Annotated in this window: 7 protein-coding genes; all 7 read right to left on the bottom strand. The window is 71.5% G+C overall.

Features of this window, described 5'->3' with window-relative positions; genetic code table 11:
- Positions 1 to 39 precede the first annotated feature (39 nt).
- The gene (locus OG892_RS04850) at positions 40 to 1,332 is read right to left on the bottom strand and encodes an MFS transporter (protein WP_073739245.1); all 1,293 of its coding nucleotides are present in this window, start codon (positions 1,330 to 1,332) and stop codon (positions 40 to 42) included.
- Positions 1,329 to 2,795 carry an argininosuccinate lyase gene (gene argH / locus OG892_RS04855; RefSeq protein WP_073739246.1) on the bottom strand — a complete coding sequence of 489 codons (1,467 nt, stop codon included), beginning with the start codon at positions 2,793 to 2,795 and terminating at the stop codon, positions 1,329 to 1,331. Before argH ends, OG892_RS04850 begins: the two co-directional genes overlap by 4 nt.
- A complete protein-coding gene (locus OG892_RS04860; RefSeq protein WP_371628559.1) occupies positions 2,792 to 4,057 on the bottom strand; it encodes an ATP-grasp domain-containing protein in 1,266 nt (421 codons plus the stop codon). Before OG892_RS04860 ends, argH begins: the two co-directional genes overlap by 4 nt.
- The gene (locus OG892_RS04865) at positions 4,054 to 5,103 is read right to left on the bottom strand and encodes a PLP-dependent cysteine synthase family protein (RefSeq protein ID WP_073739248.1); all 1,050 of its coding nucleotides are present in this window, start codon (positions 5,101 to 5,103) and stop codon (positions 4,054 to 4,056) included. The genes OG892_RS04860 and OG892_RS04865 overlap by 4 nt, the downstream gene beginning before the upstream one ends.
- 1 nt (position 5,104) lies before the next feature.
- On the bottom strand, positions 5,105 to 5,950 hold the full coding sequence (locus OG892_RS04870) for a kinase (RefSeq protein WP_242436903.1): 846 nt from the start codon (positions 5,948 to 5,950) through the stop codon (positions 5,105 to 5,107).
- A gap of 264 nt (positions 5,951 to 6,214) precedes the next feature.
- Entirely contained in the window at positions 6,215 to 13,300 is a 7,086-nt protein-coding gene (locus tag OG892_RS04875; protein ID WP_371628560.1) for an amino acid adenylation domain-containing protein, read from the bottom strand.
- Positions 13,297 to 24,654 (bottom strand): amino acid adenylation domain-containing protein, encoded by an 11,358-nt coding sequence (locus OG892_RS04880; RefSeq protein WP_371628561.1) that lies wholly within the window; start codon positions 24,652 to 24,654, stop codon positions 13,297 to 13,299. Before OG892_RS04880 ends, OG892_RS04875 begins: the two co-directional genes overlap by 4 nt.
- Positions 24,655 to 24,784 lie beyond the last annotated feature (130 nt).

Here is a 24,784-nt window from a genome sequence, read left to right on the forward strand (position 1 = left end):
TCTCCTGTTCGTACGGGAGTGAGACAGGCGAGCCGGGTCTCACCGCGTGGCCGGCGCGACCGGCAGGTCGCGCCTTCCGCGCAGCGGCCCGGTCAGCAGGAGCAGCGGGGTCAGGGCGAGGCCTGCGGTGAGCAGCCACAGGGCGGGCCGCAGACCGAGGACCTCACCGAGGGCCCCACCGAGCAGGGAACCGATCGGAATGACACCGAAGTTCGCGAACGAGGTGCTGGCCGAGATGCGGCCGAGCAGCTGCGGCGGACAGTAGCGCTGGCGGAACGCCCCCTGGATCACGTTGGCGAGTACGACGCCGAGCGAGAGGATGGCGCTCCCGATCACCATGGCGGAGATGGTCCAGCTGGTCCCCGCCATCGGGATGAGCAGGGCGAACGGGGCGCTGAGGACCGTGGCGACCAGCAGTCCACGGGCAGAGCCGAACCGTGCGATCAGGCGCCTCGCGGTGGCCGCGCCGAGGAAGCCGCCGATGCTGCTCGACGCGAGGAGCCAGCCGGTCCCGCCTTTGGGTACCCCGAGGTCGTAGAGGAGGAAGTACGGCATGACCGCCGCCTCTGCCGTGAGCAGCAGGTTGGTCGCGGTGCCGTACAGGGTGAGGACACGCAGGTAGGGGTCGTTCAGGACGAACCGGAGCCCCTCTTTGATGTCCGGCAGCAGGGCCGGCCGTTCGGCGGGCTTCTCCGGCACCGGCTCCTTGCTTCGGATACCGAGCAGGCAGAGGGCGGAGACGATGAATGTCACCGAGTTGACCAGAAGGGCGGAGGCCGCGCCGAAGGCCTGGGCCAGCAGGCCTCCGCTGCCCAGCCCCGCGACCTGGGCGACCGATTCGCTGCCCTGGAGCTTGGCGTTGGCCTCCTGGAGGTCCTCCGACTCGACGAGGGAGGGAACGTAGACCTTGTACGAGATCCCGAAGAAGACCGAGGCGAAGCCGTTGATCAGCGCCACGACCAGCAGCTGGGTCATCGTCAGGATCCCGAGCCAGCCCGCGACCGGAACGCTGGCCAGCAGCACGAGCGACACCACGTTGCAGGTCAGCATGATCGGCCGACGTCGCATCCGGTCCACCCAGGCGCCGGCGGGCAGCCCGATCAGCAGCCAGGGCAGCCAGGCCGCGGCGGCCAGCAGACTCCCCCAGAAGACGGTGGCGTGGAGTGTCACGGCGGCCACCAGCGGCATGCCGACGGCGGTGATGTTGATGCCGAAGCGGTTGGTCGTCTCGCCGATCCACAGCAGCCGGAAGTCCCGGTGGCCGCGCAGCCCACTGCGCGGCGGCGGTTCGTGGTCCATGCCGGGGGCCCGCTCGGACAGTCCGGCGCTCATGACGTCACCGCCTTGAGTACGGCCCGGGTCAGCAGCGCGCTCCCGTCCGACCAGCGGGTGCGCCGGGCGGTCAGCTCGGCCTTGAGTACGTCCCGCCGGGTCGCCGATGCGCGTATCCCGTCGGCCGTGGAGCCGGGTCCGCCGCCGTGGGCGCATGCCTGGGCCACCAGGTCCGGGGCCAGTCCGCCGTCCTCGACGGCGGGGAAGCGGGCGGCGTCCACCAGCGACCGGCCGGAGTCCAGGGCGCCGAGCACGGTCTCGCCCACCAGATGGTGCGCGGCCCGGAACGGCATCCCGTCCAGCACGAGCCGCTCCGCCAGGTAGGTGGCCGAGGTGAATCCGTCCACGGCCCTCTCCGTCATGCGTTCGCGTTCGGGTTCGGTGCCCGCGACCACCAGGCTCAGCAGCGTCACCGCGTCGGTGGTGTCGCTGAGTCCGGGCCACAGGTGGCGTACGGACTCGGTGCCGACCGCGATGGCGTTGGTGTAGCCGCCGGTGGTCATGGCGGTCGCCGCGCCGACGAAGGCGCCGAGGCTCGCGGCGGACCGGCCCTGGATGTGTTCGAGGAGGAACGGGTTGCGCTTCTGCGGCATCATCGAGCTGGACCCGACGAGGGTGTCGCCCACCCTCAGCAGCCCGAACTCCTCCGACGTCCAGGTGCTCAGGTCCCGGCCGGTGCGGGCCAGCGCGACGCCGAGGACGGCGGACGCGGACAACAGGTCCAGGACGAAGTCGCGGGAGGCCACCGCGTCGACCGAGTTGGGTGCGGCGGAGCTGAAGCCGAGGAGTTCGGCGGTGCGCCGGGGGTCGATGGGGACGGAGGTACCGCCGATCGCACCGGCTCCCAGCGGGTTGACGTCGATCTGGCGTCCGGCGTCGAGCAGCGACTCGTACGCGCGCAGTACGGCGCCGGCGACACCGGCGAGGTAGTGGCCGTAGCCGATCGGCACGGCGGGCTGGCCGTGGGTGTAGGCGGGCATGACCACGTCCCGGTACTCCTCGGCCTTGTCCAGGAGTACGCCTGCCAGCCGGTCGACGGCGTCGAGGAGGGCGAGGTAGGGGCCACGGGCCTTGAGCCGGGTGGTGGTGGCGTTGAGGTCGTTGCGCGAGCGGCCGGTGTGCAGGATGCCGCCGGTCCGGTCGCCCAGCTGCTCGATGAGGTGGCCCTCGTAGGCGAGGTAGACGCCGCGCGGCATCGGTCTGGCCCTGACGGGTGCGAAGTCCTGCCCGCGCAGTTCCTCGATGGCGCGCAGCAGTGCCGCGGCCCGGTCCCGGTCGACGATGCCCCGTTCGGTGAGCATGATCAGGTGGGCCCGGTCGACCTCGCTGATGCTGCGCAGCTCCTGCCCGAGTCCGTCGGCGGTGTCCGGCAGGTACTGGTCGTAGACGATGCGGTGCGCCTCGGCGTCGAGCGCGGCCTTGAGCCGGCCGGTGTCGACGCCGTGCGCGGGCGCTGTGGTCATGCGTATGCCTCCTCTGTGTGCAGATCCGCGTAGGTCACGGCTTCGCCGAGCAGGGCCACGGCCCGCCCGGCCGCCTCCGCCGCCCGGCCCGAGCGGTCGGCGACGGCGATGACGTGGCCGACGCGGCCGCGGAAGTCCTCCGCGGGGCCGACCGGTTCGCCGGGTGCCCGGTAGAGCAGCGCCTCGACGGTGCCGGGTACGGTGCGGGCCCGGTCCACGGCTTCGTGCAGGGCGGCGGACGGCGCGAGGATGCCGTCGTGGTCGCAGGTGAGGAAGCGGATCGAGGCGCGGGCGTGGCCGGTGCGCTCCAGCTCGGGGGCGGCCCCGAGCGCGGCCAGCACCTGGGCGCGTACGAGGTCGATCCCGCAGGCCCTGCGGACCAGTTCGGGGATCATGCCGCCGGCCAGCCGGGGGTTGACCTCGATGACCTGGGCGGTGCGGGTCCCGGTCAGCCGCAGTTCCACGTGGGCGGCGCCCCAGCCGAGCCCGAGCGCGCGCACCGCGCGTACCGCGGTCTCGCGCAGGGCGATCTCCTGCTCGCCGGTGAGAGCGGCCGGTACGTCGTGCCCGGTCTCGACGAACGCCGGGAGCGGGCCGACGTGTTTGGCGACGGTGACGACGGCTTCGGTGCCGAACACCTCGACGGAGAACTCGGGGCCGGTCAGGTACTCCTCGACCAGGATCCGGCCCGGTGCGGTGATGCCCCGCTCGTTGACGGTGGCCGCGAGCAGTGTTCCGGCGTGCTCGGCGACCTCGTCGAGGTCCGTGCAGAGCCGCACGCCCAGGCTTCCCGAGCCCTGTACCGGTTTGACCACGACGGGCAGTCCGATGCCGCGGGCGGCGGCGAGTGCGCCGGCCACCTCGGAGACGGCGGCGAAGTCCGCGGAGCCGACGCCCGCGCCGGTCAGGGCCCGGCGCTGCTCGGCCTTGTCGCGGCAGGCCCGTACGGCCTCGGCCGACGGGCCGGGCAGCCCGAGCCGGTAGGCCAGTGCGGCGGCGGCGGGTACGTAGTACTCGGAGCTGGTCAGGACGCCCGCGACGGTCGCCCCGTCCTCCAGCGCCCGCACGGCCGCCCACAGCGCGTCCTCGTCGGAGGTGTCGACGGTGACGGTCCGCAGCCGGTCCTCTGCGGCGTACGGGTAGCGGCCCGGGTCCGCGCAGAGCAGCACGGGCACCACGCCCAGTTCGGCCGCGCGGCGGGCGAACAGCCGTCCCGTGCCGGTGGTGTTGCTCTCCACCAGGAGCAGCAGGCGCTCGCTCATGAGCCGACCACCGGCATCACCACGTCGTCGAAGCCCCGGCGGGCCCACAGCAGCCGGGACCAGGCGGCGGTGGCGTCCAGCGGGTGCTCGACGGTGCGGGGGCCGTTCGCGGCGGGGGCGGGCACGATGCCCTGCTCGTTCAGCCAGGTGTCGTTGTACACGGTGGACTGGTAGCGGTAGCCCTCGTCCGGGAGCACCATCACGACGGTGCTTGCCGGGTTCTGCTCGGCCCACCAGGAGGCGACCTGGAAGGAGGCGCCGCTGGTCGGGCCCATGAACAGGCCGTGCTCGCGGTAGAGCTCGTGGGTCGCGTGGAACGCCTCGGGCGCGGTGACCCAGTGGACCTCGTCGTACGCGGTGTGGCTGACGTTGCCCGGGTGGATGCTGCTGCCGAGTCCGCGCAGGGTGCGCGGTCCGTCCGGGCTGCCGAAGATGATGCTCCCCTGGGTGTCGACGCCGACCAGGTGGAGTGCGGGCCCCGTCTGCCGCAGCGCGGCGGCGAGTCCGCCGGTGGAGCCGCCCGAACCCACCGGGCCCACCAGGCAGTCCACGGCGCCCACGGTGTCCCCGATGAGGTCGGCGACGATGCCGTACGCGCCGGGGTTGTCGGGGTTGTCGTACTGGCCGGGGACGAAGGCCTCCGGGTCCTGCCGGCGCAGCTCGGCCACCCGGGCGAGCCGGGCGCCCTGGATGCCGCCGGCCTGGCCGGTGTGCTCGACGATCTCCACGGTCGTGCCGAGCATTTCGAGCCGGGTGCGCAGATCGCGGTCGATCGCCGAGTCCCCGACGATGGTCAGCGGGTAGCCGCGCAGCCGGCAGACCATGGCCAGGCCCAGCGCGAAGGTGCCGGAGGAGGTCTCGATGATCCGGGTGCCGGGGGAGATCAGGCCGGCGGCCTCGGCCCGGTCGAGGATGTAGCGGGCGGGCAGCAGCTTCATCAGGCTGAAGGCGGCCGCGTAGAGGTTGTCGGTCACCTTGATGATGCGGGGCAGCTCCGTCGCCTCCACGATCGAGGAGTGAGCCTTGGGGAGAGTCGTCGTCGTCATGTCAGTCACCCGTTGTGTAGTTCCACTGCTCGTGAATTCCGAGCTCTTGCAGGAGGTCCTGGGCCGTGCCGGTCCGTGCCTCGACCTCGGGGTCGTCCCGGTCGAAGAGGAGTCCGGCGATGTCCCCGCTGTGTGCCGCCTGGATTCCGACGGCTCCGGTGGTCCGCGCGATGTCACGGATGCGGTCGAGCCGCGGGATCGGCAGATGGCGCTGGTTGATCTCCGTGCTGGCCGTGGCCACCGATCCCAGCAGGGCCACGTCCTTCATCTGGATGGCCTCCCGGAGCATGGACTGCAGCCGGGTGAAGAGGTCGATCTCGTCCGGCCCGTAGCGGGCCGGTGAGAAGGCCAGGGTGTCCACGCCGCGCCCGCCGCCCTCGGGCCGTGAGCCGAAGCCGAGGATCCGCAGGGCCGGCATCCGGTAGCCGAAGTCCTCGATCACCGTGCCCTCGCGCTGGGCGAACAGGACGGTGGACTCCTCGAACATCAGCGAGTCGGAGGCGGTTTCCGCCCGTACCGCGATCCTGGCGACCTCCTGCGGCGGCAGGGGGCTGACGAACGCGTCCTTGACCGCCCAGATGGCGGCGAGCACATCGCTCGTGGAGGAGCCGAAGCCCCGGCACAGCGGTACGTCACCGGTGAGGTCGAGGTGGCCGCCGGCCGGCTCTGCGCCCGGCGGGGTCACGGCGCGGACCGCGAGTTCGGCCGCGCGCCGTGCCTTGCCCTTCCAGTGCGGCGTGACGGTGACCTCGTCGCCGGGGGCGGGGATGAACGTCGCGCGGGTCGCGTGAATGGTGCAGGGAAGAGTGACGAGACCTCGGGTGAGCCCTCCGTCACCGGTGAACACGCCTTGCAGGATCTCACCGTGGTGGACGGGGGCTGAGGCTACCCCGACACGCCAGCCGGAATGATCAACCATTTCCTTGACTTTCTGTTGCCGGGACCGTGGCCTGCGGATGGCTTCACGCTATGCAGGCCGGAACGTGCCGCCCGGCGGCATGAGCGGCAGCACGCGGGCAACTTGGGGTGCCGCCCCGGCCGGCCGCGCACGCGCAGGTGCCCGGGGCCGCCGTGTGGGCGGTCCCGGGCACCTGTGCGGTGTCGGCGGAGATCAGTGACGCGCTCCGCGCAACTCCTCGGCCAGCACCTTTCCGATCTCGCGCAGCGGCTCCGCGGTGGTCATGTCCCAGTGTGCGCAGTCGATGTCGTACTCCTCGACCCGGCCCAGGACATGGGGTGCCCAGGCCTCCGCGCCGGTCGTCTCCGCGGGCGTGCGGGCGGCGTTGAGGAACACCGCGTCGCCGCCGAACCGCCGCTGCGGCACGTACCGGTAGCGCATCTCCAGGTTCCCGGCCGTGACCGCGACGACCGACGCGGCCTGGGCCGGTTCCAGCGCGCCCAGGATCGGGTCCTCCGCGCGCAGTACGGCGGCCAGCTCCGCCGCGTCCGGGACGCTGTCGGCGCACCGCACGTCGAGTTCGGCGCCCCGGCCCCCGAGCAGCGCGGTCAGTACCTCGCGGCCGGTGACGGCGGGTGGCCGGAAACCGTCGGGCAGCGGGTAGGAGTCGAGCAGCGCCAGCAGGGCCACCCGCTCGCCCTGCTCCTCCAGCCGGGCCGCGATCGCGTGCGCCACGAGCCCGCCGAACGACCAGCCGAGCAGGTGGTACGGGCCGTGGGCCTGGACCGAGCGGATCTCGGCCACATAGCCGTCGGCCATCTCCTCGATACCGGCCGGCCGGTCCGCCGGGTTCGTCAGCTCCTTGGCCTGGAGGCCGATCAGCGGCCGCTGTCCGCCGATGTGCCGGAGCAGTCCGGCGTACGACCAGCTCATCCCGGAGATCGCGTGGACGCAGAACAGCGGGGCCTCGTCGGCCTCGCCGGACGCGGCCCTGATCGGCAGCAGCGTCTCCATCGGGTCGCCGCTCGTGTCGGAGGCGATGTGTTCGGCGAGCAGCGCGGGTGTCGGGTACTGGAACAGGTCGCGGATGGTGACCCGGGTCTCCCAGACGGAGCGGATCCGGCCGATCAGCCGGGTGGCGAGCAGTGAGTGGCCGCCCAGTTGGAAGAAGTGGTCGTCGATGGTGACCGACTGCACCCCGAGGGTCGCCGCGAAGAGCCCGCACAGGACTTCCTCCGCCGGGGTACGCGGTGCCCGGCCGCCACCGGTGGAGGACTGCGGCGGTTCGGGCAGGGCGCGGCGGTCGAGCTTGCCGTTGACGGTGAGGGGCAGTGCGTCCAGCGGCACGATGGTCGCCGGCACCATGTACTCGGGCAGTGCGGCGACCGCGTGCCTGCGCAGTTCCGAGGCGTCGGGACGGCTGCCCTCCGTGGGCACCACGTACGCCACCAGGCGCTTGTCACCGGGCCGGTCCTCCCGGATCAGCACCGCCGCCTGCGCGAGGGAGGGGTGCCGCAGCAGCGCCGATTCGATCTCACCCGGCTCGATGCGGAAGCCCCGCAACTTGATCTGCTGGTCGGCCCGGCCGAAATACTCCAGCGCGCCGTCCTGGCTCCAGCGGGCCAGGTCGCCGGTCCGGTACATCCGGGAGCCGGGCGCACCGTGCGGGTCGGCGACGAAGCGTTCGGCGCTCAGTACGGGCTGCCCGATGTAGCCGTGGGCGAGGCCGTGCCCGGCGACGTACAGCTCGCCGGGGACGCCCGGGGGCAGCAGCCGGAGGTTCTCGTCCAGGACGTAGGCGTGCTTGCCGGCGATCGGCCGCCCGATCGGGATGGCGGGCGCGGGCCGGGTGAGGGTGTGGGCGGTGGTGAAGCCCATGCTCTCGGCGGGCCCGTAGCCGTTGACCAGGCGGAGGTGGGGGTGGTCGGCCAGCGCCTTGGCGGTGTGGGCGGGCGAGGCCGCCTCACCTGCGGTCATCGCCTCCTTGATCCGGGAGAAGACCACCGGGTGCTCGTCGAGCATGTGGTTGAACAGGCTCGCCGACATCTGGAGCGTGGTGACTCCGTGCCGTTCGACCAGTTCCGCGATCTGGTGCGGGTCGGTGTGCTGGCCCGGTTGCAGGACGCAGACCCCGCCGTGCAGCAGCGGTCCGAAGACCTCCAGGGCGAACGCGTCCCAGGAGACCGGGGAGCTCTGCAGGTAGGTCTGCTCCGGTCCGAAGTCCAGGTAGTCGGGGCCGATGAAGGTGGCGGCCAGCGCCCGGTGCGAGGCGGCCACCCCCTTGGGGAGTCCGGTCGAACCGGAGGTGAACATCACGCAGGCGACGGATTCGGGGTGTCCGCCCGTCTCGACCGGTGTCCCGGGCAGGCCACTGATGGCGGGGATCTCCTCGGTCAGGTCGACGACGGTGGCCCGGGTCGACAGGGCCGTCAGGTGGGCCTGGGTGACCAGCGCCGCCGGACCGGTCTGGCCGAGCACGGTGTTCAGCCGGTCGGCCGGGAACTGCGGGTCGAGCAGCGTGTATCCGGCCCCGGCCTTCAGGGCGGCGAGCAGCGAGGCGATGAGCTGCGGGGAGCGCTCCAGGTGAATGGCGACGATGCTGCCCTGCGTGACGCCACGTGATGTCAGGTGGCGGGCCAGCCGGTTGGACCAGACGTCCAGCTCCTGGTAGGTGACCTGCTGCTCCTCGTGGACCAGCGCCACCGAGTGCGGTGTGCGGGCGGCCTGCCGGGCGAACAGCGCGTCGAGTGCCAGGGCGGGCGCGGCCGACCGGGCGCCGCTCCACTCCCGCAGCCGGCCGTGCTCGTCCTCCGAGACGGTCTCCAGTTCCGCGAGCGCCAGGTCGGGGGTTGCCACGGCCCCGGTGAGGAGCCGGACCAGCCGGTCCGCGGTGGCCTCGATGGTGCGTGCCTCGTAGAGGTCGGTGGTGTACTCGATCAGGATGTCGAGTCCGTCGGGGCGGCCGTCTGCGGTGCGGTTCTCGGCGAAGGCGAAGGTGAGGTCGAACTTGGCCACCGAGGCTGCCGGGGTGGCGAACTCGCTTGCCAGTCCAATGAGTTGCGGCGCCTCGTTGCTGGTGTCCCCGACGGTGAGCATGATCTGGAAGAGGGGGTGCCGGGCGGTGGTGCGCTCGGGGTTGAGGGCTTCGACGAGCCGGTCGAACGGCAGGTCCTGGTGGGCCCAGGCGGCGAGGTCGGTCTCCCGGACCCGCGTCAGCAGTTCCCGGAAGGTCGGGTCGCCGCTCGTGTCGGTGCGCAGGACAAGGGTGTTGACGAAGAACCCGACGACGTCGTCGAGCTTCTGGTCGGTGCGTCCGGCGACGGGTGAGCCGAGCGGGATGTCCTGCCCGGCTCCGGAGCGGGCGAGCAGCGTCGCGACGGCTGCCTGGGCCACCATGAAGAACGTGGTCCCGGTGTCCTGCGCCAGCGACATCAGCGCGGTGTGCAGTTCGGCGGGGCAGTGCACGGCGTGGGTGCGGCCCCGGTTGGAGGCGGACGCGGGACGGGCGTGGTCCGCGGGGAGGGTGGCCTCCTCCGGCAGGTCCGCGAGCACCTCGCGCCAGTGGTCGAGCTGACGGTCCTCGTCGCGCTCCAGGATCCCCTGCTGCCAGAGGGTGTAGTCGGCGTACTGGACCGGCAGCGGCTCCCACGCGGGGGCCGCGCCCTCGGTGCGGGCCTCGTAGGCGGTGGCCAGGTCACGAAAGAGCGGGCCGTTGGACCAGCCGTCGGAGGCGATGTGGTGGATCACGAGCAGGAGCACATGATCCTCCGCCCCGATCCTCAGCAGCCGGGCCCGGCAGGGAATTTGGGCCGCCAGGTCGAAGGTACGGGCAGCCTCGGCGGCGAGCCGCTCCGCAAGCGCCTCCTCTGTGGTGCCGATCAGCGGGAGGTCGAGGCCGGCCGGGGGCAGCACGTGCTGGTAGGGCGTGTTCTCGTGCGTGGGGAAGACGGTACGCAGGCCTTCGTGACGGGTGATCAGGTCCGTGAGGGCCAGCTGGAGCGCCCCGTGGTCGAGGGAGCCCCTGAGGCGCAGGGCGAGGGGGATGTTGTAGGTGGCGGACGGGCCTTCCAGCTGGTCGAGGAACCACAGCCGCTGCTGGGCGGAGGACAGCGGTACGCGCTCCGGCCGCTCCTGCGGTGTCAGCGCCGGCCGCTGCTCCCCGCTGCCCTCGGCCGCGATCCGCTCGGCCAGCTGCGCGACCGTGGCGTACTGGAACAGGTCCCGGATGGTGATCTCGGTGTCCCAGACGGCGCGGATGCGGCTGATGAGTCGGGTGGCGAGCAGGGAGTGCCCGCCGCGCCGGAAGAAGTGGTCGTCGATGGTGACCGACGGCAGTCCGAGAACGGCCGCGAAGAGACCGCACAGGACTTCTTCCGCGGGTGTCCTGGGCGGGCGGCCCCCGGCGTCGGCGGTCAGCAGCGGTGCGGGCAGGGTGCGCCGGTCGACCTTGCCGTTGGCGGTGAGCGGGATCTCGTCGAGGACCACGAAGGCGGCCGGGACCATGTACTCCGGGAGTCCGCCGGAGATCTCGCGGTGCACGGCCTCGGTGTCGATGCGGGCGCCTTCGCTGGCGACGAGATAGGCGGCGAGGCGTTTGTCGCCGGGCCGGTCCTCCCGGACGACGACGGTCGCCTGGCCCACACTCGCGTGCGCGGTCAACGCCGTCTCGATCTCGCCCAGTTCGATGCGGAAGCCGCGCAACTTCACCTGCTGGTCGGCGCGGCCGAGGTATTCGAGCGAACCCCCGGCGTTCCAGCGCACCAGGTCACCGGTCCGGTACATCCGCGTACCGGCAGGTCCGTACGGGTCCGCGACGAAGCGCTCCGCCGTCAGCGAGGCACGGTTGAGGTAGCCCTGCGCCAGTCCGGTCCCCGCGATGTACAGCTCGCCGGGGGCGCCGGGCGCGGCGAGTTGCAGGGCGGCGTCCAGGACGTAGGCCCGGTGGTTGTCGAGGGGTTCCCCGATCGGGATGGCTCCGGCGTGGTCCAGGGGGCGGTGGATGCGGTGGGTGGTGGCGAAGGTGGTGGTCTCCGTCGGACCGTAGCCGTTGACGACGGTCACCTCCGGGCAGTGGTCCATGACGCGGCGTACGGCCTCCGGCGGCACCACGTCGCCGCCCGCCCACACCTCGCTGACCCCGGCGAACGCCGCGGGTGCCTCCTCCGCCATCACGCGGAACAGTCCGGCCGTCAGCCAGAGCGCGGTGATCCGGTGCTCGGCCAGCAGCCGCCGGTAGTCGGCCGGGGCGAGGTGGCCGCGCGGTGCCACCACGACCGTGCGGCCGTTCAGCCACGGGACCCAGATCTCGTACGTCGAGGCGTCGAAGGCGGCCGGCGAGTGGAACAGCACGCGCCGGTGGGCTCCGTTGGCGTACATGGTCTGCGCGGCCAGGTCCGCGACGTTGCGGTGGGTGACCGCGACGCCCTTCGGCACTCCCGTCGAGCCGGATGTGAACATCGCGTAGACGGGCTGGTCGGGGTGGATGGAGCGGGCCGGTGCGGTGGCGGGAAGGTGGCCCAGCTCTGTGCCGGCGCCCAGCACGACGACCTGCGCGTCGGTGTCCTGGACGACCTGGTGGTCCGACAGCGCCTGATCGGTGAGCAGGACCGGCGCCCGGGTGTCGGCGAGGATCCGGACGAGCCGGCTGTCGGGGTCGCTGGTGTTCAGCGGGGCGTACACGGCTCCGGCCTTGACCACGGCGAGCAGGGCGGTGAGCAGGTCGGTCGACCGCTCCATCAGGACGGCGACCACGTCGTGCTGCCGGATCCCGAGGTCGATGAGGTGGTGGGCCAGCCGGTTGGTGGCTTCGTCGAGTTCGGCGTAGGTGAGGTCGTGGTCCTCAGCCACCAGGGCTACCGCGTCCGGGGTACGGGCGGCCTGGGCGCCGAACAGCTCCGCCAGGCTCTTCCCGGACGATCCGGTGACGGCACCGCTCCGCTCCTCCAGGAGCAGCCGCCGCTCGTGCTCGCCCAGCAGGTCGAGGACCGACAGCGGGGTGTCGGGCGAGGTGACCACGGCCTCCAGGAGCCGGTTCAGCCGCGCCATGAGCGCCTCGATCGTCCGGGCGTCGTAGAGGTCGGTGGCGTACTCGATGGTGATGTCGAGACCGTCCGGCCGGCCGTCGCGGGTGCGGTGCTCGGCGAAGCCGAACGTCAGGTCGAACTTGGCGATCTGCAGTGCGCTGTACTCGGTACGGGCGTCGAGCCCCGGGAACCCGATGACGTCGGAACCGGCCTCCCCCATGGTGAGCATCACCTGGAACAGCGGGTGGCGGGAGGCGGAGCGCTCGGGGTTCAGCACCTCGACCAGCCGGTCGAACGGCAGGTCCTGGTTGTCCCAGGCGGCCAGGTCCGTCCTGCGGACCCTGGAGAGCAGTTCGCGGAAGCTCGGGTCGCCCGTGACGTCCGTGCGCAGCACCAGGGTGTTGACGAAGAAGCCGACCAGCCCGTCGAGCGCCTCGTCGATGCGCCCGGACACCGGGGAGCCGATCGGGATGTCGAGGCCGGCGCCGGAGCGCGACAGGGCGGTAGCGACGGCGGCCTGGACCGCCATGAACAGTGTGGCGCCGGACTCCCGCGCGAGGTGGGTCAGACCGGTGTGGACGTCGGCGGCCAGCCGGGCGTCGCAGGTGGCACCCACGTAAGAGGCCGATGCGGGGCGCGGACGGTCGGCCGGCAGCGTTCCCTCCTCTGGCAGATCCGCCAAGGCCGTGCGCCAGAAGTCCAGTTGCCGTGATCCCGCGCTCTCGGGGTCGTCGCTCTCACCCAGCAGTTCCTGCTGCCAGAGGGTGTAGTCGGCGTACTGGACCGGCAGCGGCTCCCAGTCGGGCACGGCGCCCCGGACCCGTGCCTCGTAGGCCGTGGCGAGGTCCTGGAGCAGGGGGGCGGTCGAGCCGCCGTCCGACACGATGTGGTGCATCACGATGAGCAGGACGTGCTCCCGCTCACCGAGGGCGATCAGTCGCGCCCGGACCGGCAGGTCCACGGCGAGGTGGAAGACCTGCGCGGACTCCTGCGCGAGGACGGCCGGCAGCGTCGTGGTGTCGGCCGGTACGACGTCGAGCGCGAGCTCCACCTCTTCCTCGGCCAGGATGCGCTGGTACGGGGTGCCGTCCTGGTCGGGGAAGAGGGTCCGCAGGCTCTCGTGCCTGCCAACCAGGTCCAGGAGCGCCGACTGGAGTGCCTGGCGGTCGAGTTCGCCGTTCAGCCGCACGGCGAGCGGGATGTTGTAGGTGGTCGACGGCCCTTCCATCTGGGCGATGAACCAGAGCCGCTGCTGGGCGAAGGACAAGGGGATCACTTGGTCGCTCCCATCCGGCGCATCGGCCGAAGTCTGGGCCGCGCGGCCGAGGCGCCGTCGAGCTTCTCGACGAGCGTGGCCACGATCGGGTTCTCGAAGAGGGTCGCCACGGAGAGCTCGACCCCGAGTACGGTGCGGATCCGGCCGGCGAGCCGGGTGGCGAGGAGCGAGTGCCCGCCGAGGTGGAAGAAGTGGTCGTCGATGGTGACCGAGGTCAGTCCGAGGACTTCCGCGAAGAGGCCGCAGAGCACTTCTTCCTTGGCGGTACGCGGTGCGCGCCCGGTGGTGTCGTTGACGGTCTGCGGTACGGGCAGGGCGCGCCGGTCGACCTTGCCGTTGACGGTGAGCGGGATCTCGTCCAGGACCACGAAGGCCGACGGGACCATGTAGTCGGGCAGCAGCCCCGAGACCTGCCGCTGTACGTCGCCGGGCTCTATGCGTGCGCCGTCCACGGCGGTGAGGTAGGCGACGAGGCGCTTGTCGCCGGGCCGGTCCTCCCGGACGACGACGGTGGCCTGGGCCACGCCCGGCCGGCCGACGAGTACGGTCTCGATCTCGCCCGGTTCGATGCGGAAGCCGCGCAGCTTGACCTGCTGGTCGGCGCGGCCGAGGTACTCCACCGAGCCCTCTGCGTTCCAGCGCACCAGGTCACCGGTCCGGTACATCCGCGTACCGGCGGGACCGTACGGATCGGCCACGAAACGGTCGGCGGTCAACGACGGCCGGTCCAGATACCCCTGCGCCAGACCGGCACCCGCGATATACAGCTCACCCGGAGTACCCGGCGCGACCAGCCGCAGCGCATCGTCCAGGACATACACCCGGTGGTTGTCCAGGGGCTCCCCGATCGGGATGGCTCCCGCGTAGTCCAGGGGGCGGTGAATACGGTGGGTCGTCGCGAACGTCGTCGTCTCCGTCGGACCGTAGCCGTTGACGACGGTGAGTTCCGGGCAGTGTTCCATCACGCGGCGCACGGCCTCCGGCGGGACCACATCACCACCGGCCCACACCTCACGCACCCCGGCGAACGCCTCCGGCACCTCCTCCGCCATCACCCGGAACAGACCCGCTGTCAGCCACAACGCGCTGATCCCGTGCTCCGAGATCAGCCCCTCGTACGCTGCCGCGTCGAGATGTCCTGCGGGGGCGACGACGAGGGTGCCGCCGTTCAGCCACGGCACCCACATCTCGTACGTGGACGCGTCGAACGCCATCGCCGAGTGGAACAGCACCCGACTGTGCGCACCGTTCGCGTACATGGTCTGCGCTGCCAGGTCCGCGACATTGCGATGCGTGACCGCGACACCCTTCGGCACCCCCGTCGAACCCGACGTGAACATCGCATACACCGGCTGATCCGCATGCACCACAACCATGGGATCGGAGGAATCCCCCTCCCCGTCCGACATCGGGCTCAGCACCCGCACCCCGGCCGGCACCACGAACACACCCGCGTCCCGGTCCGTCACCACATGCGACACACCCGACTGCCCGACAATCAACTCAACGCGTTCAGACGGGTATCGGGTATCCAGCGGGACGTACACCGCACCCGCCTTCACCACTGCCAACGTCATCACCACGGCACTCACCGAGCGCTCCAGGAACAACGCCACCCGACCACCGGGCCGCACCCCCTCACCGATCAACCGACGCGCCGCAACATTCGCCAGCCCATCCAGCTCACGGTAGGAAAGCTCACGCCCCTCACCCACCACCGCCACCGCATCCGGCGTCCGCGCCACCTGCGCCGCGAACAACACCCCGAGCCCCGCCCCCGGAGAACCGGTCACCTCACCCGACCACTCCCCCAACAACACCTCACGCTCACCCGCGGACAACAACTCCAACTCACCCACCGGCACATCCGGAGCCGACGCCGCACCCTCCAGCAACCGCACCAGACGCTCACCCGCCAACTCCACAGAGCGTGCGTCATACAGATCAGTCGCATACTCGATCGTGATGTCCAACCCACCCGGCCGACCCTCACCCGTCCGGTGCTCCGCGAAGCCGAAGGTGAGGTCGAACTTGGCGATCTCCACCTTCGAGAACTCGTACTCCGCCTCCAGGCCTCGGAGTTCGGGGGCTTCCGCCGACATGTCACCGACGGTGAGCATGACCTGGAAGAGGGGGTGACGGGCGGTGGTGCGCTCGGGGTTGAGGGCTTCGACGAGCCGGTCGAACGGCAGGTCCTGGTGGCTCCACGCGGCGAGGTCGGTTTCCCGGACCCGGGTCAGCAGCTCCCGGAAACTCGGGTCACCGCTCGTATCGGTCCGCAGGACCAGGGTGTTCACGAAGAACCCGACGAGGTCGTCGAGGGCAGGGTCGGTGCGTCCCGCGACGGGTGAGCCGAGCGGGATGTCGTGCCCGGCGCCGGAACGCGACAGCAGGGTCGACACCGCCGCCTGCGCCACCATGAAGAGGGTGCTGCCGGTGTCCTGGGCCAGCGTGGTGAGCGCATCGTGCAGCCCGGCCGTGCAGTGCACGGTGTGGGTGGTGCCCCGGTTGGACGCGGTGGCCGGCCTGGGCCGGTCGGACGGAAGAGTGGCCTCCTCCGGCAGTTCCGCCAACACGGTCCGCCAGTAGTCGAGTTGACGTTCCTCGTCGCTGCCCAGGAGTCGTTGCTGCCAGAGCGAGTAGTCGGCGTACTGGACGGGGAGCGGCTCCCACGCGGGGGCGATGCCCTCGGTGCGGGCCTCGTAGGCGGTGGCCAGGTCGCGGAAGAGCGGGCCGTTGGACCAGCCGTCGGAGGCGATGTGGTGGATGACCACCAGCAGGATGTGCTCCTGCTCGCCCAGCGAGACCAGGTGCGAGCGGATCGGCGGCTGGACGGCCAGATCGAAGGTGGCCGCCGAGAGGCCGGCCAGCCGTGCGGTGAGCTCCTCCTCAGTGGTGTTGATCAGGGGCAGCTCCATGTCGGCCGGGGGCAGTACGTGCTGGTGCGGGGTGCCCTCGTGGGTGGGGAAGACGGTGCGCAGGCCTTCGTGGCGCGTGGTGAGGTCGGTGAGGGCCAGCTGGAGCGAGCGGTGGTCGAGGGGGCCCTTGAGGCGCAGGGCGAGGGGGATGTTGTAGGTGGCGGACGGGCCTTCCATCTGGTCGAGGAACCACAGCCGCTGCTGGGCGGAGGAGAGCGGTACGCGCTCCGGCCGCTCCTCGGGCATCAGGGCCGGCCGGGGCAGTTCGCCGCTGCTCTCGGTGACGCACTCCGAGAGGGCGAGCACGGTCGGGTTGCGGAACAGGTCCTTCACGCCGAGCTGGACGCCGAATGCCCGCCGGATGCGGCTGATCAGCCGGGTGCCGAGCACCGAGTGGCCGCCCCGGTGGAAGAAGTGGTCGTCGATGGTGACCGACGGCAGTCCGAGAACGGCCGCGAAGAGACCGCAGAGCACTTCTTCCTGCGGTGTGCGCGGCGCCCGCCCGTTTGCCGCGTGGGCGACCTGGGGCGCTGGCAGGGCGCGCCGGTCGACCTTCCCGTTGGTCGTGAGCGGAATCTCGTCGAGGACCACGAAGGCGGCCGGGACCATGTATTCGGGCAGGGCGGCCGTGACGTGTGCCCGTAGCTCTGCCACGTCGATGCGGGCGCCTTCGGTGGCGACGAGATAGGCGGCGAGGCGTTTGTCACCGGGCCGGTCCTCCCTCACGACGACGGTCGCCTGGCCCACACTCGCGTGCGCGGTCAACGCCGTCTCGATCTCGCCCAGTTCGATGCGGAAGCCGCGCAGCTTGACCTGCTGGTCGGCACGGCCGAGGTATTCGAGCGAACCACCGGCGTTCCAGCGCACCAGGTCGCCCGTCCGGTACATCCGCGTACCGGGCTCGCCGAACGGGTCGGCGACGAAGCGCTCCGCCGTCATGCCCGGCCGGCCGAGGTAGCCACGGGCGAGACCGGCGCCGGCGATGTACAGCTCGCCGGGGGTGCCCGGGGGTACGAGCCCCAGTGCCTCGTCCACCACGTACGCCCGGTGGTTGTCCAGGGGCTCCCCGATCGGAATGGCTCCCGCGTAGTCCAGGGGGCGGTGGATGCGGTGGGTGGTGGCGAAGGTGGTGGTCTCCGTCGGGCCGTAACCGTTGACGACCGTCACCTCCGGGCAGCGGTCCATGACCCGGCGCACCGCCTCCGGCGGCACCACATCACCACCGGCCCACACCTCACGCACCCCGGCGAACGCCTCCGGCACCTCCTCCGCCATCACCCGGAACAGCCCGGCCGTCAGCCACAGCGAGGTGATCCCGCGCTCGGTCAGCAGTCCGCCCAGGGTCCCGGGGTCGAGGTAGCCGGGGGGTGCCACGACGACCGCGCCGCCGTTCAGCCACGGGACCCAGATCTCGTGTGTCGAGGCGTCGAAGGTGTGCGGCGAGTGGAAGAGCACCCGGGTGTGGCCGCCGTTGGCGTACATGGTCTGCGCGGCCAGGTCCGCGACGTTGCGGTGGGTGACCGCGACGCCCTTCGGCACCCCCGTCGAACCGGATGTGAACATCACGTACAGCCACTGGTCGGGGTGGGCGGGCGGGGCCGGCGGCGTCGACGGAAGGTGGCCGAAGCCGGAGGTCCCGTCGAGCACGACGGTCTCCGCGGTGGTCAGGGCCACCACCGGGTGCTCAGCCAGCACCTTGTCCGTGAGCAGGACGGGCGCACCCGTCTCCGCGAGGATCCGCAGCAGGCGGCTGTCGGGGTCCGCGGTGTTGAGCGGGGCGTAGACGCCGCCGGCCTTGACCACCGCGAGGAGCCCGGTGAGCAGGTCCGCCGACCGCTCCATCAGGACGGCGACGACGCTCTCCGGCCGGACGCCGAGGCCCACGAGGTGGCGGGCGAGGCGGTTGGCGTCCGCGTCCAGCTCCGCGTAGGTCAGCTCCCGGTCACCGTCGACCACGGCGATCGCGTCCGGGGTGCGGGCGGTCTGCGCGGCGAACAGCTCCGCGAGCCCGGCTTCGGGGGAGGCGGTGATCGCGCCGTTCCACCCCTCCAGCAGCTGGTGCCGCTCGTCCGGACCGATGAAGTCGAGTTCACGGACCGGGACTTCGGGACGCTCGACGGCGTCTCCCAGCAGCCGGACCAGTCGGTCGGTGACGGCCTCGACGGTGCCGGCGTCGTACAGGTCGGTGGCGTACTCGACCCTGATGTCCATCCCGTCCGGGCTGCCGTCCGCCGTGCGGTGCTCGTGGAAGGAGAAGGTCAGGTCGAACTTGGAGATGTCCAGCGAGGTGAAGCCCGACTCGGCCGAGACGCCCGGCAGTTCGACCGTCGGGGTGACGGCCTCCTGAAGGGTCAGGACCACCTGGAAGAGCGGGTGGCGGGCGGTGGAGCGCTCGGGGTTGAGGGCCTCCACCAGCCGGTCGAACGGCAGGTCCTGGTGGGCCCAGGCCGCCAGGTCGGCGTCCCGCACCCGGGTCAGCAGTTCACGGAAACCGGGGTCGCCCGTGAGATCCGTACGCAGGACCAGGGTGTTGACGAAGAAGCCGACCAGATCGTCGAGGGACTGCTCGGAGCGGCCGGCGATCGGGGCGCCGATCGGGATGTCCTCCCCGGCGCCGGAGCGGGACAGCGCGGTCGCGACAGCGGCCTGGGCCACCATGAACAGCGTGCTGCCGGTCTCCCGGGCCAGCCGGGTCAGCGCGTCGTGCAACGCCGCCGGAACGTGAACGCTGTGGGTGGTGCCCCGGTAGGTGGCCACCGCCGGGCGGGGGCGGTCGGCCGGCAGCGTGGCCTCGTCGGGCAGCCCGTCCAGGGTCTCGCGCCAGAACTCCGCCTGCCGCTCCCCGTCCGCCGCGAGGAGTTCCCGCTGCCAGAGGGTGTAGTCGGCGTACTGGACCGGCAGCGGCTCCCAGTCGGGGGCGGCGCCCCGGGTGCGTGCCGTGTAGGCGGCCGTGAGGTCCCGCAGCAGCGGGGTGGTCGACCAGCCGTCGGAAGCGATGTGGTGCATGACCACCAGCAGGACGTGCTCCTCGTGCCCGAGCGTGAACAGGACGGCCCGGAAGGGAAGTTCGGATTCGAGAGCGAAGCTACGGGCGGCGTGATCGCTGAGTTCCGCCTCCAGCGTCTCCTCGGTCACCGCGACGACGGGCAGTGCCACCTCGACCTCGGCCGCCGGGAGCTGCCACTGGTAGGCGGCGTCGTCCGCCATGCCGAAGAGGGTGCGCAGCGACTCGTGCCTGACCACGAGGTCGGTGAGCGAGAGCTGAAGGGCCTGCGTGTCGAGTGCGCCCCTGAGGCGCAGCGACAGCGGAATATTGTACGTCGCGGACGGGCCCTCCAGGTGGTGCAGGAACCACAGGCGCTGCTGAGCAGAGGAGAGCGGTACCCGCTCGGGCCTCACGGCCTGCCGCAGGGCGGGGCGCTGGACGGCCTGCGGCTCGCCGCCCGCTTCGACGTACTCGGCCAGAGCGGCCACCGTCGGGCCCTGGAAGAGGTCCCTGACGGTGATCTGGACGCCGAAGGTCTGCCGGATACGGCTGATGAGACGGGTGGCGAGGAGTGAGTGCCCGCCGAGGTGGAAGAAGTGGTCGTCGATGGTGACCGAGGTCAGTCCGAGGACCTCCGCGAAGAGGCCGCAGAGCACTTCCTCGCCCGGTCCGCGGGGCGCGCGCCCGGTGGTGTCGTTGACGGTCTGCGGTGCGGGCAGGGCGCGCCGGTCGACCTTGCCGTTGACGGTGAGCGGGATCTCGTCCAGGACCACGAAGGCCGACGGGACCATGTACTCCGGGAGGAGGCCGGCGAGCGCGCGGCGCACGGCCTCTGTGTCGATCCGTGCGGCGCCGGCGGCGACGAGATAGGCGACCAGGCGCTTGTCGCCCGGCCGGTCCTCCCGGACGACGACGGCCGCCTGGCCCACGCCCTCCTGGACGCTCAACGCCGTCTCGATCTCACCCGGTTCGATGCGGAAGCCGCGGAGCTTGACCTGCTGGTCGGCGCGGCCGAGGTACTCCACCGAGCCCTCTGCGTTCCAGCGCACCAGGTCACCGGTCCGGTACATCCGCGTACCGGCGGGACCGTACGGATCGGCCACGAACCGGTCGGCGGTCAACGACGGCCGGTCCAGATACCCCTGCGCCAGACCGGCACCCGCGATATACAGCTCACCAGGGGTACCCGGCGCGACCAGCCGCAGCGCATCGTCCAGGACGTAGAGCCGGTGGTTGTCCAGGGGCTCCCCGATGGGGATGGCTCCCGCGTAGTCCAGGGGGCGGTGAATACGGTGGGTCGTCGCGAACGTCGTCGTCTCCGTCGGACCGTAGCCGTTGACGACGGTGAGTTCCGGGCAGTGTTCCATCACGCGGCGCACGGCCTCCGGCGGGACCACATCACCACCGGCCCACACCTCACGCACCCCGGCGAACGCCTCCGGCACCTCCTCCGCCATCACCCGGAACAGACCCGCTGTCAGCCACAACGCGCTGATCCCGTGCTCCGAGATCAGCCCCTCGTACGCTGCCGCGTCGAGATGTCCTGCGGGGGCGACGACGAGGGTGCCGCCGTTCAGCCACGGCACCCACATCTCGTACGTGGACGCGTCGAACGCCATCGCCGAGTGGAACAGCACCCGACTGTGCGCACCGTTCGCGTACATGGTCTGCGCTGCCAGGTCCGCGACATTGCGATGCGTGACCGCGACACCCTTCGGCACCCCCGTCGAACCCGACGTGAACATCGCATACACCGGCTGATCCGCATGCACCACAACCATGGGATCGGAGGAATCCCCCTCGCCATCCGACATCGGGCTCAGCACCCGCACCCCCGCCGGCACCGCCAACACACCCGCGTCCCGGTCCGTCACCACATGCGACACACCCGACTGCCCGACAATCAACTCCACCCGCTCGGCCGGGTATCGGGTATCCAGCGGGACGTACACCGCACCCGCCTTCACCACTGCCAACGTCATCACCACGGCACTCACCGAGCGCTCCAGGAACAACGCCACCCGACCACCGGGCCGCACCCCCTCACCGATCAACCGACGCGCCGCAACATTCGCCAGCCCATCCAGCTCACGGTAGGAAAGCTCACGCCCCTCACCCACCACCGCCACCGCATCCGGCGTCCGCGCCACCTGCGCCGCGAACAACACCCCGAGCCCCGCCCCCGGAGAACCGGTCACCTCACCCGACCACTCCCCCAACAACACCTCACGCTCACCCGCGGACAACAACTCCAACTCACCCACCGGCACATCCGGAGCCGACGCCGCACCCTCCAGCAACCGCACCAGACGCTCACCCGCCAACTCCACAGAGCGTGCGTCATACAGATCAGTCGCATACTCGATCGTGATGTCCAACCCTCCCGGCCGACCCTCACCCGTCCGGTGCTCCGCGAACGAGAACATCAGGTCGAACTTGGCGAACCGCAGCCAGGTGAATTCCGACTCGGTGTCCAGGTCTGCGGCGACGAGTGTCGGGGTGGCCGCGTCCGTGAGCGTCAGCATTACCTGGAACAGCGGGTGCCGGGCGGCGGAACGGTCCGGGTTGAGGGCCTCCACCAGCCGGTCGAACGGCAGGTCCTGGTTGGCCCAGGCGGCGAGGTCGGTCTCCCGGACCCGGGTCAGCAGCTCCCGGAAACTCGGGTCACCGCTGGTATCGGTCCGCAGGACCAGGGTGTTCACGAAGAACCCGACGAGATCGTCGAGGGCCTGGTCCGTGCGGCCGGCGATCGGTGAGCCGAGCGGGATGTCGTGCCCGGCGCCGGAACGCGACAGCAGGGTCGACACCGCCGCCTGCGCCACCATGAACACCGAGGCGCCAGATTCGCTCGCCAGCTCCGCGAGCGTGGTGTGCACGGCCTCGGAGCAGTGCACGGTGTGTGTGGCACCCCGGTAGGAGGCGACGGCCGGCCGCTGCCGGACGGCGGGCAGGCTGACCTCCTCCGGAAGGTCGGCCAAAGCCTGCTTCCAGTGGTCGAGTTGGCGGGCCGAGACGCTGTCCGCGTCCGCCGGGTCACCGAGGACACCTCGGTGCCAGAGGGCGTAGTCCGCGTACTGGGCGGGCAGCGGGTCCCAGGCCGGGCGCTCGCCGCGGGAGCGGGTCGCGTACGCGGTGCTCAGGTCGCGCATGAGCGGCTGGTAGGACCAGCCGTCGGAGACGATGTGGTGCATGACCACCAGGAGTACGTACTCCTGCGTGCCGAGGCTGAACAGGCGTGCCCGGAAAGGCAGATGGCCCGCCAGGTCGAAGACGCGCTCCGACTCGGCGGTGAGCAGCGCGGCGACGGTCTCCTCGGTGGCGGTGGTGAGCGGCAGCTCGACGCGGACGCTGTCGGCGGGCAGGATCCGCTGGTAGGTCCGGCCCTCGGCCTGGCCGAAGACGGTACGCAGGCTCTCGTGCCGTCCCGCGACATCGGTGAACGCGGCTTCCAGGGCGGTTACGTCGAGTTCGCCACGCACCCGTACGGCGAGCGGGATGTTGTACGTGGCCGACGGGCCCTCCAACTGGTCGAGGAACCAGAGCCGCTGCTGGGCCGCCGAGAGCGGCAGCGGCTCGGGCCGCGCCTGCTCCGTCAGGGCCGGGCGGGCGGGCTCGCCGCCGCCGGTCGCGACGTACTCGGCGAGCAGCGCCACGGTCGGGTACTCGAAGAACTGCCGCAGCGTCAGCTCGATGTCGAGGACGCCGCGCACCCGGCTCACCAGCCGGGTGGCGAGCAGTGAGTGACCGCCGGCGGCGAAGAAGTCGTCGTCGACGCCGATCGACGGGAGGCCGAGGGAGTGGGCGAACAGCCCGCAGAGGACCTCCTCGACGGGGTTGCGGGCGGCCCGGCCGTTGCTTGCCGCGTTCGCTCGGGGGGCGGGCAGTGCGCGCCGGTCCAGCTTGCCGTTCGGGGTCAGCGGCAGGGCTCCCAGCGGCACGACGGCCGAGGGGACCATGTACTCGACGAGCTGTTCGCCCACGTGGCGCAGCAGTTCGGCGCCGTCCAGGACCCCGGCTTCCGCCGGTACGGCGTAGGCCACCAGGCGTTTGTCGCCGGGCCGGTCCTCGCGGACGATGACCGCGGCCTGGGCGACGGAGGGGTGGCGCACGAGCACGGTCTCGATCTCGCCGAGTTCGATGCGGTTGCCGCGGAGTTTGACCTGCTGGTCCGCGCGGCCCAGGAAGACGATCTCGCCGTGCTCGTTCCAGGCGGCCAGGTCGCCGGTGCGGTACATGCGGCTGCCGGCGGGTCCGTAGGGGTCGGCGGTGAACCGTTCTGCGGTCATGGCCGGGAGCCGGCCATAGCCCTGGGCGAGGTGCGGTCCGGCGACGTAGAGTTCCCCGGTTTCGCCGGGGGCGGTGTGGCGCAGTCCGGCGTCCAGGACGTACATGGCGGTGTTGGCCATCGGAATGCCGAGGTGCAGCCGGTCGAGAGTGCGGGTCTCGGGGGTGAAGGCCTGGTAGCTGCAGAAGACCGTGGCCTCTGTGGGGCCGTAGACGTGGACGAACGTGGTGTCCGGGCAGTGGTCGAGGGCGCGTTGGAGGGCAACCCCGGACAGGACGTCGCCGCCGGTCCAGATCTCGCGCAGCTTCTTGAGGGCGTCGATCGCCTCGCCGGCCATGGCGTCGAAGAGGGCGGTCGTGAAGTAGGCGGCGGTCACGTCGTGGCGGGCGATGGCCTCGGCGAGTTCACCGATGTCGATCTTCGGGGCGGACAGGACGACGGCCAGTCCGCCGCGGAGCAGCGGGACCCAGAGCTCGTAGGTGGAGGAGTCGAAGGGCAGCGGCGAGTAGGCGAGGACGCGCTCGTGGGCCTGGGCGCCGAAGCCGGGGTCCAGGGCCAGTTCGACGACGTTGCGGTGGGTGTTGACGACGCCCTTGGGGGTCCCGCTGGAGCCGGAGGTGAACATGATGTACAGCGGCTGGTCGGGGTGGACCGTGACGTCGGGCGGTGTGGGCGCGGTGCCGGCCGTGGCGCTCCGGTCGTCGAGCCGCAGGGTGGACAGGCCGTCGGCGAAGTCCGTCTCCCCGGCGGCGCGGTCGGTCACCAGGAGGGTGGCGCCGGTGTTTCCGAGGATCCAGCTGAGCCGCTCGGCGGGCTGGCGGGGGTCGAGGGGGACGTACACGCAGCCGCTCTTGAGCACGGCGAGGACCGTGATGACGTAGGCGAAGGAGCGGTCGAAGAGGAGGGCGACGGCGTCGCCGGGCCGCAGGCCGTCGGTGACGAGCCGGTGCGCGAGTGCGTTGGCCGCGCCGTCCAGCTCCCGGTAGGTGAGACCGCGGTCCTCGTGGACGAGAGCGACGGCCTCCGGAGTACGGGCGGCCTGCGCGGCGAAGAGCGTGTGCAGCGCACCCTCGGGAAGGTCCTCCGCCGTGTTGTTGTACGTGGCGACGTGCGCGGGGACGCCGACGCCGAGGGAGAGGACTGGGTCTGCTTGCGGCTGGGACATCTCGACACCTTCTTGGTAGCTCGGATCTCGTGGTCTCGCGGCGTGCCGGGAGACCGACGGAGCCACGGTGGATGACGTGCGGATTGGTGCGAAGTCGTGCGGCGGGGCCGGGGGGCGGCCGGTACGGGAC

The sequence above is a fragment of the Streptomyces sp. NBC_00341 genome (assembly GCF_041435055.1).
In the GTDB taxonomy this organism is placed as follows: Bacteria; Actinomycetota; Actinomycetes; order Streptomycetales; family Streptomycetaceae; genus Streptomyces.